Origin of the sequence: Megasphaera cerevisiae DSM 20462 (assembly GCF_001045675.1) — a bacterium.
Lineage (GTDB): Bacteria > Bacillota > Negativicutes > Veillonellales > Megasphaeraceae > Megasphaera > Megasphaera cerevisiae.
Map to the genome: position 1 here is coordinate 1 of NZ_LEKT01000030.1, position 13074 is coordinate 13074.

The window sequence follows — 13074 nt, forward strand, 5'->3', positions numbered from 1 at the left end:
AAGAAGGGCTCGTTCTCCAGCGAGGAATCTGTCTTCAAGGTTCTCTATCTCAGGGTAAAGGAACTCTATGCCAAGTGGGAAGGGCATCATATCCAGAACTGGGCGATGGTCAGAAACCAGTTGGCTATGGATGATAAGCTGCAAGCTCGTATCCTGAAATACGAGAAATTTTAAAGCCAGCAATCACTGGTAACGCATCTTCTTTTATGATACCTAAAAAAACTTACACACTTAACTTGACAAACCCGTTCGACAGGTACTCCGTTTAGCTGATGCGGCTCGGTATGAATCCAATGAATTACAGCATTTTATACAGCAGTATTTCCCGAATGTTACGTTCTCTCAAACCGCTGCATTTGTTGAAAAAAAGATAACGCCCATTTTGACACCGGAACCAGCTTATGTTTTCCCTGCATTTAATGTATTGCAAGACTTATATGCGCACGGATGTCCGGTTTGTCAATATATTGCCAAAGCGACATTTGATTTTTTGGCCTGGTATCAATATCAGTTGAGCACAGAGCAAACGGTTCAGAATCAATTGGCAGAGGCTGGCGGCATGTGTTCATCGCATACATGGCAGATCTATGATATGGCGTCTTCTTATGATTTTTCTCTAGGGTATATTTCTGTTGCAGAAAAAGTTGCTGCCAAATTATATCAGTCGGTTTTACAAGGACATCAGCAATCTGTTCTGCCTGTGGATAACGAGCATTGTTTTGTCTGCCACATGCTGATACCGCTGGAAAAAGCATATATTCAGGACATATATTATACATTGCAATCTGCAGATGGGAAGCGGGCATACAGCCAGTCAGAGGGTCTTTGCCTTGCCCATTTGAAAAAACTGATAGCTATTACTAAAGAGGATGAGCTTATTGATTTTCTTCTTAACCATGCAGCGCAACATTTTGAACGGTGGGTTGAAGATATGAAGGCATTTGTACTTAAGCAAGAAACACTCCATAGAGATCTGCAAAATGACAATGAACGAAAGGCTTGTTATGAAGTACTTGTTCATCTTTCCGGCGGGAAATGATGATTGATCGTACATTTGACATTATGTATGATTTCATCAATAGGGAAATGGTAAGATATTTGCGAGGTAATATTTTGTACATAGGAGTTCAAACATGTTTTGTGGTCGCATGGTAGACTTCTTTTGTAATGGCAACAAAGGTTTTTATTTCTGGTTGAACTACATTTTTGTGCCAGCAAATGCCAAAGGAAATCGATTCATTAATAGCTAAAGGAATAATTGATAGATCGCTATCGGTGGGACTGGCAAAATCTGGCATTATAGCGATTCCATATCCGCCTTTGATCATGGCGTAGGCCGTATAGGGGCTATCGCTTAGATAAATTACAGCATTTGGATAATTTTCTTGAATTTTATTTTGTACACGTGTCATTTCCTGGGGACTTTGCAGAGGATTTAATATGACAAAGGAGTCACAAGGCAGCTCGTTTATGTTGATTACCGTGTGAGTGGATAATGGATGTTCTTTTGGGAAGATGCATACAAATTTACTGGTAAATAATTCAAAATAATTGGCGTTGGTACAAGTGGCAATACTTTCTTTGGTTGTAAAAAGGATATCTAATTTATTATTGACGAATAAATTAGTTTTTTCTTCATACGCAGCTGTTTGTAAATGAACATAAATGTGGGGGGATTTATGTTTATATAATTTTAGTATTTCAGACATATATTTTACCTCATCATTGCTGCCATATCCGATTGAGATATTGGATGTAAATTCCCTGTTGTAATTTTGGGCTTTTGTTATGGCAATACGGATTCTGGTGAGAATGTCTTTTATCTCGTTATAAAAAGAGGTACCGGCTGGTGTTAGGATAACCTTTCTTTTAGTACGGATAAATAAGCGGACTTTTAATTCATCTTCTAGCGTATTCATTTGATGTGTGATTGCGGGCTGGCTTACATAAAAATGCTGTGCAGTTCTTGAAAAATTAAGACTATCAGACAAATAGATAAAATATTCCAGCTGTTTTATGTTCATAATATTTTCTCCAGTCTACATAATTAATAAAAATATTTTATTAATTATAGCATAGTTGTATTTCAGTTTTAATATAAAAAGAACTAAAATATTAGATATCAGATAAGGAGGTGAGAATATATAGAAGGAATACGATTTTACTTCACATCAATAATAGAGGTATTTAATTTATAAATAATTTATTTTTTATAGAAAAAAAAAGGAGGGATTTTTATATGCGTTATATCGTAACTGGAACGGATGGGCAATTAGGGAGCAGAGTAGCAAGCAACATGCTGAAAGCTGTAGAGGGTAAAAATTTAATTTTTACTTGTGTAAATTTACGGCGAATTCCTGCGCATGTTCTGGAGCAGTGGATCAAACAAGGCGTGGAAGTAAAAGAAGCCAACTATGATAATAAAAAACAAATGATCAAGGTCTTCACGGGCAGCGACAGATTATTTGTCGTGTCGAGTATTATTAATGGCCCGAAACGGATTCAGCAGCATAAAAATGTTATTGATGCAGCAATAGCTGCCGGCGTGCAGCACCTTACCTATACGTCCTTTCTGGGGGCAGATCGCGAAGGTTATAATCAATATGTATTGCCAGATCATACGGCAACAGAACAATATTTGAGAGATAGCGGTATAGAATATAATGTGATGAGAAATAATTTATACATGGAAAATTACTTGATTAATTCACTATTGCTGGCTAATATAAGCGATAATAAATGGATTACCCCGGCCGGTGACGGGAAAGCCAGCTTCATCGCAAAAGATGACAGCGGCCGGGTGGGAGCTGCATTATTGATGGGCAAAGGGGAACTAAATACGGCATACGATGTAACTGGGGGAGAATTGATCAGCGAGAAAGAAATTTGCGCTATGATTGCCGCTGTATCCGGCATACCGTATACCTATTATGGAGTTAGTCCAGCTGACTTTTTTGAATATTTAGATTCTCTCCATATTCCCAAAACGACTGATGGGGATTTTTCTCAATCTCCGGTTCCCTTTTGCGGCAATGATATGGTTACTAACGAATTTAGTATTCGAGATGGTCTGATGGCAGTACAAAGTGATGCGGTCCAGATGCTGACTGGCCGGAAGCCGTTAAGGGCTGAAGATTTATTGGAAACATATAGCTTTGTCTGGAAAGAGCGTGTTAGTACATATTGGGATTTGTCTAAATTTTTATACCGATAGACAATTTCCTGCCATAGATAAAGACACCAGTAATTGAATACAGGAGCTTAAAACATAACAGATACATTTAATTTGAAAAAAGTTAGATGTATCTGTGGTTATTTGGATATATTTTAGGAGATAATAGGATGCCTACTTCAATAATGAGCGGCAATTTTCGCATGATCAAAACAACATTGCTTTTTTTCGGTTTTTTGGCGGTTTTAAATGAAACGTATTTAAATGTTTCATTACGTACTTTTATGCAGGTATTCGATGTATCAATTTCAGTCGTACAGTGGTTGACTACCGGTTTTATGCTGGTTATGACGGTTGTTGTTCCTATATCGGCTTTTTTTTATTCAAAGCTTTACAACCAGACAGATATTTTTTGTGACTATGGGCCTGATCATACTGGGAACGGAAATAGGCGGATGTTCTCAAAGTTTTTGGATGCTGTTAGCAGGACGGATAATTCAGGCGTCCGGGACGTGTGTGTTGATGGCGTTATTGACAAATACAATATGGGTCATCACCCCGCTTGCTCAACGCGGAACAGCCATCGGTATGATAGGGCTGGTCGTTTTATCTGCGCCGGCCATTGCTCCGACCTTTGCTGGTATTATATTGCAGCAATTAGCATGGCGCTGGCTTTTTTTTATGATATTGCCATTTTTGATTTTGGCACTTGTGTTAGGTGCTGTATGTTTAAAAAATATAACAATTCCCATAAAGGTGCCTTTTGATATAATGTCTTTGGGTCTATCTATTCTTGGTTTTGGCGGCATTTTATACAGTATTAGCATGATAGGTATGAATGGTTTTTCCATAATCTATATGGTAGAAGGACTGATCGGTTTGTTGGGATTGGCAGCCTTTGTGTACCGGCAGATGTCTTTAAAGATACCCGTATTACAGTTGCGTGTTTTTGCGTATCCCATGTTTTCTTTAGGCGTATTCTTGGTGATGGGGTGTATGACTTTAGCGTTTGCCGTGGCACTTTTGACACCCATGGTACTTCATGATGTTATGGGATTGTCTGTTTTTATGACGGGCATTGCAATGTTGCTGGGCGGTATTATGAATGGGGTAACTGCACTTATTGCGGGTAAGTTATTTGATGAGATTGGGCCTAAACGTTTGATTGTTGTGGCGGCCATATTGATGACTGCCACGGCCTGGGGATTTTCTGAGATGTCCAGCTCTACTAGTCTTTGGATATTTATCCTGCTCAATTGTTTTATTCTGATTTCAATAGCAGCTATTATTACACCGGCACAAACTAATGGATTAAATCAGCTGCCCAAGCGATATTATTCTCATGGTACTGCGGTCATGTTGACGTTGCAGCAACTGGCAGGCGGGCTGGGTACGGCTGTTTTTGTCGGCATTATGGCAATAGGAGAAAAAAAATATTTACAAACTACGGTTTATTCTGATAATATCATGCAGTATGCTATAACAACGGGTTTTAACAATGCCTTTAAAGTGGCGTTGGTATTGAGTGTCATGGTACTTATTGCTGCGTTGTTTCTAAAGCGAGGAGTGACACGTTGTGGAGATGAATGATGTTGATGCGTTTGAAGCTGACATCATAATAAAGTTGAATTCAATGGTATTATGGCTGGAATCTATAAAAGCGTCCTGACTATATGGATGGAACGCTAATTGCGTGATCTGGAAAAATAAGCAGAGGAAAACACCAGACAAGCCTGGATGCGGGTACGGATGAATCTGCTATACTTATGGCTTTATGGGAACCCATATTTCAAAGTAGCGCGTGTATTGTCCTCCCTCATGTGAACGCACCAGCAGTTTCCCAATGGGAGCATCCGCGATAGTATAGCCATTGGCTGTCAGTGGAGAGAATACTTCTTTTTGCAATGCATGGATGAAGGTGTGCGTTTCGGTGGCAGCAAATATAGTATATATGCATCTTTGTGCAGGGATATATTCTACAGGAATTCCTGTTGGCATTTGCAGTTCTTTTGCCCGTTCCGGAGAAATAGAAAAGCCCCACAGGCAATCTGCCTTTTCCAATGTGCACGCTTGTATGTTTTCGAATGGAATCATGAATGTTGCCTTTACAAAGGGTTGAAATGGCAGCCATTCTTTAACTTGAATCGGCTGCGTTCTGTTTTCTGCCGAAGGATAACTGTTGTTTACCCGATACGGATTAAAAAACAGATGAGCACGGGTGATTTCTTTGAACTTCCCGGTCAGCATTGGCAGGGAGAGGAGCATTCGCTTTTTTTCATGCAGTTCGTTTAAAATGGTTTGATGATGGTATATGATATCAAGAAAGTTTTTTTCCTGGGCATCCAAGCGATCCGTAATGGTTTTCAGATCATCATGATTAAGTATTTGACGGATTTCGGCATTGGAGAAACAAAAAGAATGGAGGTATTTACTGTCCAGCAGGGCATTAACGTCCCACGCCGTATAATAGCGGTAATTGTTTTGCATATCTTTTTCGGGAGAGATAAAGCCACATTTTTCGAAATAATGTAATGTTTGAATTGGAATGCCGAATAGTTTTGAAATTTGCCCTATTTTATATTTTTCTTTCATGTAATTTCCTCCGTTCCTATTATATAAACCTTATACAAGCTGTCTGGTTTTATGATAATAACAAATCGTTTATTGCTTAAATTATACAGTATCAGGGTGTTTCTTCAAGATTTTTTTACTGATTTTACACGTATCATTCCTTGACCTGACAATCGATATACGGTGTATTATTTGATACATAAAATCAATACGGCAAAAGAGTATACAGAACCATCCGGTAATGGGGTGGAATGATATCTGAGTGTGGGTACCCACCGTATTGATAAATTGATTTTATAGTATTAAACATTATTCAGAAAGAAGGGAATTTTTATGTCAAATCATGAAATCATCAGTGGACTGTCTGATCAGGTGCTTCCAAATACGCTTTCTGCAGCAGAAGCCAAAGAAAAAGGCTTTAAGCCATACGATAAGCCGACAGCCGACAATTCAATTATGCTATTTATTGATAATCAGATCGGATTGCTTTCCAGTGTCCGTGTGCAAGGGCTGGCGGATTTGAAAAACAGTATTATTGGATTGGCAAAAACGGCTAGGGCCCTGCATATTCCAGTGCTGCTTACATCGTCTAATGCGCAGTGGCAAAATGGAGATACCATGCCTGAATTGAAAGAGATTTTTCCGGATGAACCTATTTACCGTCGTACAGGTATTATCAATGCATATGAAGATCCTACCTTTCGGGCAGCACTGCTAAGGATCATTCAGGAAACTGGTCGAGATCATATCATTATTTCCGGAGTAACAATAGGAACTTGCTGCACTTTCCCTACGCTCTCTCTGTTAAATGACGGGTATCAGGTTTTTCCTGTCATTGATGCCTGCGGCGGATGGAGTCAGATGGAATTTGACGCTGCTGTTTCCCGGATGGCCAATGCCGGCGCCGAACTGGTAACTACCTTTGCTCTGGCCTGCGAATTGCAAGCCGATTGGAAACGGCCAACCGCTAATGATATGTTTACCCCTTTCACTGAAAATTTATCGGAATATGGATATGTAATAGGTAATTTTTGGAATAATGCTAACCAGCATGTCGTCGCAGATCCGTTTGATGTCATAAAATAAAACTATTTGAAATAGCTATGGATATAAAAAGGACCCATAGAGTGTCACAATACCGTGAACACTCTATGGGTCCTTCTTTCCTGCATGGAAAGCAGGGCACACACCGTGCAATCTTGCCAGGACAGGTAAGTAGTCTAAAAATGCCGTGCGTTGCGCAGCTCTTCATATTGCTTCAGCAAATCAGGCTTTTCAGTGCTTTGATATATATAGTCCGGTGCGGTTGTTTTTGCCTTTTCCACGGCGGCTTTGAAGTCGTAATATACCTGCCACTTTGATTCCACTAAAGAGTGGCCTGTCTGACGAAGTAAAAAGGCTGGGTGATATGTCGGCATGACAGGAATGTTCATATACTCAAACCATTTGCCTCGGTTCTTCATAATGCTGGCCGTCCGGCCGTAAAAATATTGAAAGGCGACCTTGCCCAGACAGACGATTACTTTAGGTTGTACAAGTTCTATTTCTTTTACCAAATGGATATTGGCACAGCACTTTCCCTCTTCAAGCGTCGGCGTACGGTTATTTTGAGGCCGGCATTTTACGATGTTGGTGACATATATATGATCCCGCGTGAGACCAACGCTCCATAAGGCTTTGTCCAATAATTGTCCTGACGGGCCGACAAGGGGCACGCCGTATGCATCTTCCACACCGCCAGGTCCTTCGCCGACAAACATAAGCGGTGATGACGGATCTCCGCAATACCGTGTGGGACCGCGATTTCCTTCGCGGCGCAGCGGGCACTGTTCGCACTGCATGAGCGCTGCTACCCAGTCCTCCATTTTCGTATTCATCAGCGTATCCTTCCTTCTGTCAATATAACGTCAGTCATTGTCAAATCATAAAACACCGCATGAATCAGATTAGCCGCTTCACGGGGATCTATCAAAACCTGTTGTCCCCGCATGCCTGCACTCAGACTGATAGCTTCATGAGATGTGGCAGATTTATCAATATAGGTGGGAAATTGTTTTTTCATGCCAATGGGAGAACAACCACCGCGTATATAACCGGTCAGGCCGAGAAGATCCTTGACGTGGAGAAGATGGACACTTTTATTGCCGCTGCAGGCGGCGGCCTTTTTCAAATCCAGTTCTTTGTTGCTGGGAATGCAGAAAACAACGGGACCGGTTTTATTACCCTGACCGACCAGTGTTTTAAATACCTGTTCCGGATTCATACCGAGCTCTGCAGCGGCGTGAACTCCAGATAAATCTTCTTCCGAATAACTATAAGCCTTCGTCGAATAGGCGATCTTTTCTTTATCTAAAATACGCATGACATTTGTCTTTTTTGTTTTTGCCATGCCAACGCCTCCCTTGTATATCTATATAAAAAACTAAATATACTATAGCATATTTGTCAGAGAGTGAAAAGCAGCTGAAAAGAAGCCGGCAGATATATTGTTTTTCTGGTATAAGTCTTTTATAATAAAATAAACACTGAATGTTGTAGGTATTGAAAGGAGGGATTACGATGAAAATCTCGGCAATTCAATTTGCAATTGCTTCTGGCAATGTGGAAAAAAATTATCAAATAACTGAACAATATATTCGGGCTGCGGCGTCTCAGCATGCTGATATTATCGTTCTGTCAGAAATGTGGAATACGTCTTTTTATCCTGAAAATGTCAAAGATCTTGCGGATAATGATGGTAAGCGTACGCGGGCATTTCTGTCTTGTTTAGCAAGGGAATATAAGGTTAATATTGTGGGAGGTTCCGTAGCAAACCGGCGGGGAGCGCATGTGTATAATACGACGTATATCGTGGATCGAGAGGGGCAAATCGTTTCAGCGTATGATAAAGTACATCTGTTTACACCGGGCCATGAAGATGAAGTGTTTGCGGCCGGTAATCAGCCTGCTGTGTTTGAATTGGACGGAATTAAAATGGCGTCTGTTACGTGCTATGACCTGCGCTTCTGTGAATGGGTGCGCATGGCCGCCTTGGCGGAAGCGCAGATTTTGTTTGTTCCGGCGGCATGGCCGCAGCCCCGCTTGGAGCATTGGCAGATTTTGAACAGAGCGAGGGCGATAGAAAATCAATTTTTTGTTATTGCTGTCAACAGCTGTGGTAAAGCCGGTTCGTATCAGTTTTGCGGGCATTCCATGATCATTGATCCATGGGGCGCGGTGCTTTCCCAGGGAGACGGGCGGGAACAAATCATTACGGCAGATGCAGATATGTCTGTTATTCAAAAAATCAGAGAACGTATCAATGTATTCCGGGACCGTCGTCCTGACTTATATGACTTGCGTTAAAAAGGGGATTAGGATATGGCGGGAGCATTGCACGGGCTGCAGGGAATTTTTGAAGTGTTGTTTATTATTGCGATAGGATTTATTCTTTCTAAAAAGGGATGGTTTGAAGCTAAGACGAGTGCCTTGTTGACAAAGCTGGTGATGAAAATAGCGCTGCCATTATATATGCTTTGCCAGCTTGAACGGGATTTTACGCACGATTCTCTTTTGAGTCTGGCTCCGGATTTGCTTCTCCCTATTGTTTCTATTCTTTTAGCATATGCTGTTGGTCGTATGGCGGCGGCAGCGCTTCATATACGAAAGGATAGGCAGGGTGTATTTATTACCTGTTTCTTTATTGCCAATACCATTTTCATCGGCCTGCCGGTTAATTTGGCTTTGTTTGGGACTAAAAGTGTACCTGCCTGTATGCTGTATTACATGGTGAACACGACCATGTTTTGGACTTTAGGCGTATATCATATTGTCAATGATAGTACGGGCGGCAAGGGAAATATGCCGCTTTTTTCTATACAGACTTTAAAAAAAGTGTTTTCTCCGCCGCTGCTGGGTTTTCTGGCTGGTCTTGCCCTCATTATGGCCAATATCAGGCTGCCGGAATTTATTCTTGTATCCTTTCAATACGTGGGCAATTTGGCAACTCCGTTATCGCTGATGGTGATTGGCATTGAAATGAGCGGTATTTCCCTGGCGTCCGTTCGGTGGGATCGGGACATTATTGGCGCATTGATCGGACGGTTTATTGTATGTCCAGTCTGCGTTCTTGTGTTGCTGCCGTTTATTCCAGTGACGGACATGTCGGCAAAAGTCTTTGCCATGCAGGCTAGTATGCCGGCGATGACTCAGATGACCGTTGTTGCCAAGGCGGTGGGAGCGGATGTCCGGTATTCAACGGAGGTCAGCTTTATTACGGTACTGCTGGGAATTATAGTTATACCGTTATATATGTTTATTGTAGGCGGTTAAAGAATGGTGTTTCCGGAGTTGAGATGCAGGAGGGGTTATGTCTTTGATTGATGTATTTAAACAAGGTATACAGGCGCATTGTTCAGACGCTTTTGCTTTGAATTATCAGATTGCCAATGATCCGGAGCTTTCAGGAGAAGAGTTTCGTGCTTGTGCGGCTCACGTTGCACTATGTCATGCGTCAGGTATGGAAATAATTGAACAGTTTGCCGATCAGCTGACAGCATATAAAGCTGTCGTTTGCCGCTCTGTTGCGCCGGTTATGAAGGTGGCTCTTTTGGCAGAGTACGATGCCCTGCCAGGCATTGGACATGGCTGTGGTCATTCTGCCAGCGGTGCAATCAGCTTTTTAGCTGCCGCGGCTTTTCATGTGATGAAGAATTTGCCCGTTGATATTGACTTGATCGGCACACCGGACGAAGAATTGCATGGTGGTAAGGTCGCCATGTGCCGGCGATATATTTTTACTGAATATGATCTGGCTGTTATGGTACACATGTCGCCAAATCAGACGACGGCGAATTCACATTTTTTGGCATTGAGTGATTATCGCATCCAATTTCACGGACAGACAGCCCATGCGGCAAGCGATCCCTGGCACGGGCGAAATGCCCTCAATGGGGCTACTTTGGCTATGCATGCTATTGATATGCTGCGGCAGCATGTGCAGCCAGATAGCCGTATCGGCACATATATCGTTAATGGTGGTGCCGCATCAAATATTATTCCGGATTACGCCGAATTGGAATGCTGTATTCGGCATACGGAACGGGCATATTTGAATATAATTGTAGATAAAATTATGAATTGCTTTAAAGGTGCGGCAATTGCTACGGAAACTACCTATGATGTTCGTCAGGTAGGCTATGAGTTTGACAATATGGTATGGAATGAAGCGGCTACAGAGGCGGTGCGGACTATCTTGCGGGACATGCATATTCCGTTTACGGAACCGGCGGGCTGCGGCAGTTCCGATATTGGCAATGTGAGCCATCAATGCCCGGCGCTCCATCTCCATTTGGCGATGGGAGATACTTTTTACCCGGACCATTCTGTACAAATTGCCAATATGGTAAAAAATAAAAAAATAGAGCCTGTAATTCTGCAGGGCGCAGAAATTATTGGACGGCTTGTGATCAACATGGCCGGAGATGCAGTCCTGCGAAAAGCAGTAAAAGAAGAGTTTAGAGGGCAATCCCAATGATAGCCCCATAGAGATAGGTAACTGAATTAGAAACGGGTCTATATACGTAAACGAAAGCAGCCTTCTACACCTTGACAGGTGTGGAGGCTGCTTTTTATATTGCTGATCACGTAAACTGTATTTACACAGGTGAAAATTATATATAGTGTATTGTGCTTTGGCATCTTGGTTGTGTTGAAACGTCAGTTTGAAGCTCTTTTGAACTTATTTTATACGTTTTTAGAATGCGCCCTGCGCAAGCATGGCATCAGCTACCCGTTCAAAACCAGCGATGTTAGCTCCAGCTACGAGATTATAGCCTAGGCCGTTTCTGGCAGCAGCATCCTTGCAGTTATTGTAAATTGTGTTCATGATTTCATGGAGACGGGCGTCGACCTCTTCCGCAGTCCATACGAGACGTTCGCTGTTTTGGCTCATTTCGAGGGCAGATACAGCTACGCCACCGGCGTTTACTGCTTTAGACGGAGCTACAATCATGTCCTTTTGTTCCATTAAGTATCTGAGAGCATCATTGGTGGTAGGCATGTTAGCGACTTCAATATAATACCGCACATGGTTTGCCGCGATTTGTTTGGCCTCTGTCATGTGCACATCGTTCTGCATTGCTGAAGGCATAATAATATCGGCTTTTCTGCTCCAAGGTTTTTCGCCGGGGAAGAATTCCACGCCGAACTTATCGGCATAGTCCTGTACGCGGTTACGGCCGCTGTTGCGCATTTCCACTAAATATTCGATCTTTTCTTCTGTGATTACACCAGCGGGATCATATACATAGCCATCAGGGCCGGACAAGGTAACGACTTTGGCACCGAGTTCTGCGGCTTTTTTGCAAATGCCCCAGGTTACATTGCCGAAACCAGCGGCGGCAATTGTTTTGTCTTTGATATCCTGTCCGTCATCTTTTAATACATTTTCTAAAAAGTACACCGCACCGTAGCCCGTTGCTTCCGGTCGAATACGGGAACCGCCAAAGCTAAAGCCTTTGCCGGTCAACACGCCGTTTTCAAAAGCGCCCTTCAAACGACGGTATTCGCCGAAAAGATAGCCGATTTCGCGGCCGCCAACACCCATATCACCGGCTGGAACGTCGATGTCGGGACCAATATAACGATAGAGACCTTGCATGAAGCTCTGGCAGAACCGCATGATTTCTGCATCAGATTTTCCGGTAGGATCAAAGTCAGAGCCACCCTTTGCGCCACCAATAGGCAGACCAGTCAAAGCATTTTTAAAAATTTGTTCGAATCCGAGGAACTTAATAATACCGGGGTATACGTTTTTCTGAAAACGCAGGCCGCCTTTGTAAGGTCCGATAGCGCCGTTGAATTGAAAACGATAGCCTGTGTTAGTATGGTAATCACCGGCGTCATCTTGCCATACAACCCGGAAAGTGAATTGACGTTCTGGCTCAACCAAGCGGTTGAGAAGATCAACCTTTTCGTATTCAGGGTGTTTTTCAACGACGGGTTCGATCGAGGAAAATACTTCTTCTACGGTTTGTACAAATTCAGGTTCATTCGCGTACTTGGTTCTCACTTTTTCAACAACAGATTCAAGATACTTGTTCATTAACATCACCTCATATAAAATTTGTATACCTCAATAATGCTTTCCATAGCCACATCATAGCATCTTTTTTTGTGTTTGAAAATACCGCAATGTGAAAATAACTTTTGTTTATAGAAAATATAGAATCGAAAAAATACGGATGTCATAAAAAAAATTGGTATTTAAGCAAAATGGGTAAACAAATAAAAAGACAAAGCAGCAATATTCATAAAAAGTATTTGAAATATAATTAAACGGCATAAATAAA

The 13074-nt window shown here is 42.0% G+C and carries 12 protein-coding genes; 7 read left to right on the top strand and 5 right to left on the bottom strand.

Annotated elements, in window-relative coordinates:
- Positions 1 to 382: 382 nt before the first annotated feature.
- The gene (locus tag AB840_RS09370; protein WP_048514580.1) at positions 383 to 1039 is read left to right on the top strand and encodes a DUF6062 family protein; all 657 of its coding nucleotides are present in this window, start codon (positions 383 to 385) and stop codon (positions 1037 to 1039) included.
- Between the two features lie 88 nt (positions 1040 to 1127).
- Here AB840_RS09370 and AB840_RS09375 read toward each other — a convergent pair whose 3' ends face one another.
- Complete coding sequence (locus AB840_RS09375; protein WP_048514581.1) at positions 1128 to 2024, bottom strand: LysR family transcriptional regulator; 897 nt, start codon at positions 2022 to 2024, stop codon at positions 1128 to 1130.
- A 215-nt stretch (positions 2025 to 2239) separates the two neighbouring features.
- On the opposite strand from AB840_RS09375, the gene AB840_RS09380 reads away from it, so the two are divergent.
- Together AB840_RS09380 and AB840_RS16095 are read left to right on the top strand one after the other, a co-directional pair.
- A complete protein-coding gene (locus AB840_RS09380) occupies positions 2240 to 3214 on the top strand; it encodes an NmrA family NAD(P)-binding protein (RefSeq protein ID WP_048514582.1) in 975 nt (324 codons plus the stop codon).
- 315 nt (positions 3215 to 3529) lie between these two features.
- On the top strand, positions 3530 to 4762 hold the full coding sequence (locus tag AB840_RS16095; RefSeq protein WP_268776090.1) for an MFS transporter: 1233 nt from the start codon (positions 3530 to 3532) through the stop codon (positions 4760 to 4762).
- Positions 4763 to 4936: 174 nt separating this feature from the next.
- Here AB840_RS16095 and AB840_RS09395 read toward each other — a convergent pair whose 3' ends face one another.
- On the bottom strand, positions 4937 to 5764 hold the full coding sequence (locus AB840_RS09395) for a MerR family transcriptional regulator (RefSeq protein WP_048514585.1): 828 nt from the start codon (positions 5762 to 5764) through the stop codon (positions 4937 to 4939).
- A 312-nt stretch (positions 5765 to 6076) separates the two neighbouring features.
- On the opposite strand from AB840_RS09395, the gene AB840_RS09400 reads away from it, so the two are divergent.
- A complete protein-coding gene (locus tag AB840_RS09400) occupies positions 6077 to 6829 on the top strand; it encodes an isochorismatase family protein (protein ID WP_048514586.1) in 753 nt (250 codons plus the stop codon).
- A 134-nt stretch (positions 6830 to 6963) separates the two neighbouring features.
- Here AB840_RS09400 and AB840_RS09405 read toward each other — a convergent pair whose 3' ends face one another.
- Both AB840_RS09405 and ybaK read right to left on the bottom strand, forming a co-directional pair.
- Positions 6964 to 7620, bottom strand: coding sequence for a uracil-DNA glycosylase (locus tag AB840_RS09405; RefSeq protein WP_048514587.1), 657 nt, complete (start codon positions 7618 to 7620; stop codon positions 6964 to 6966).
- Entirely contained in the window at positions 7620 to 8132 is a 513-nt protein-coding gene (gene ybaK, locus AB840_RS09410) for a Cys-tRNA(Pro) deacylase (RefSeq protein WP_048514588.1), read from the bottom strand. Before ybaK ends, AB840_RS09405 begins: the two co-directional genes overlap by 1 nt.
- 170 nt (positions 8133 to 8302) lie before the next feature.
- Here ybaK and AB840_RS09415 point away from each other — a divergent pair, with 170 nt between their 5' ends.
- Genes AB840_RS09415 through AB840_RS09425 form a run of 3 tightly spaced genes read left to right on the top strand, consistent with a single transcriptional unit; the run spans position 8303 to position 11258 of the window.
- Complete coding sequence (locus AB840_RS09415; RefSeq protein WP_048514589.1) at positions 8303 to 9088, top strand: carbon-nitrogen family hydrolase; 786 nt, start codon at positions 8303 to 8305, stop codon at positions 9086 to 9088.
- Between the two features lie 15 nt (positions 9089 to 9103).
- Positions 9104 to 10054, top strand: a complete 951-nt coding sequence (locus AB840_RS09420; RefSeq protein WP_048514590.1) for an AEC family transporter — start codon at positions 9104 to 9106, stop codon at positions 10052 to 10054.
- Positions 10055 to 10091: 37 nt separating this feature from the next.
- Positions 10092 to 11258 carry a M20/M25/M40 family metallo-hydrolase gene (locus AB840_RS09425; RefSeq protein ID WP_048514591.1) on the top strand — a complete coding sequence of 389 codons (1167 nt, stop codon included), beginning with the start codon at positions 10092 to 10094 and terminating at the stop codon, positions 11256 to 11258.
- A gap of 219 nt (positions 11259 to 11477) precedes the next feature.
- Here AB840_RS09425 and gdhA read toward each other — a convergent pair whose 3' ends face one another.
- The gene (gene gdhA / locus AB840_RS09430) at positions 11478 to 12827 is read right to left on the bottom strand and encodes an NADP-specific glutamate dehydrogenase (protein WP_048514592.1); all 1350 of its coding nucleotides are present in this window, start codon (positions 12825 to 12827) and stop codon (positions 11478 to 11480) included.
- Positions 12828 to 13074: the final 247 nt, after the last annotated feature.

What these genes read in the sequence shown, in the direction of transcription:
- AB840_RS09415 (WP_048514589.1), top strand. Translation starts at nt 8,303, where the DNA reads ATGAAAATCTCGGCAATTCAATTTGCAATTGCTTCTGGCAATGTGGAA.
- ybaK (WP_048514588.1), bottom strand. Translation starts at nt 8,132, where the DNA reads ATGGCAAAAACAAAAAAGACAAATGTCATGCGTATTTTAGATAAAGAA.
- AB840_RS09400 (WP_048514586.1), top strand. Translation starts at nt 6,077, where the DNA reads ATGTCAAATCATGAAATCATCAGTGGACTGTCTGATCAGGTGCTTCCA.
- gdhA (WP_048514592.1), bottom strand. Translation starts at nt 12,827, where the DNA reads ATGAACAAGTATCTTGAATCTGTTGTTGAAAAAGTGAGAACCAAGTAC.
- AB840_RS09405 (WP_048514587.1), bottom strand. Translation starts at nt 7,620, where the DNA reads ATGAATACGAAAATGGAGGACTGGGTAGCAGCGCTCATGCAGTGCGAA.
- AB840_RS09425 (WP_048514591.1), top strand. Translation starts at nt 10,092, where the DNA reads ATGTCTTTGATTGATGTATTTAAACAAGGTATACAGGCGCATTGTTCA.
- AB840_RS09420 (WP_048514590.1), top strand. Translation starts at nt 9,104, where the DNA reads ATGGCGGGAGCATTGCACGGGCTGCAGGGAATTTTTGAAGTGTTGTTT.
- AB840_RS09395 (WP_048514585.1), bottom strand. Translation starts at nt 5,764, where the DNA reads ATGAAAGAAAAATATAAAATAGGGCAAATTTCAAAACTATTCGGCATT.
- AB840_RS09375 (WP_048514581.1), bottom strand. Translation starts at nt 2,024, where the DNA reads ATGAACATAAAACAGCTGGAATATTTTATCTATTTGTCTGATAGTCTT.
- AB840_RS09380 (WP_048514582.1), top strand. Translation starts at nt 2,240, where the DNA reads ATGCGTTATATCGTAACTGGAACGGATGGGCAATTAGGGAGCAGAGTA.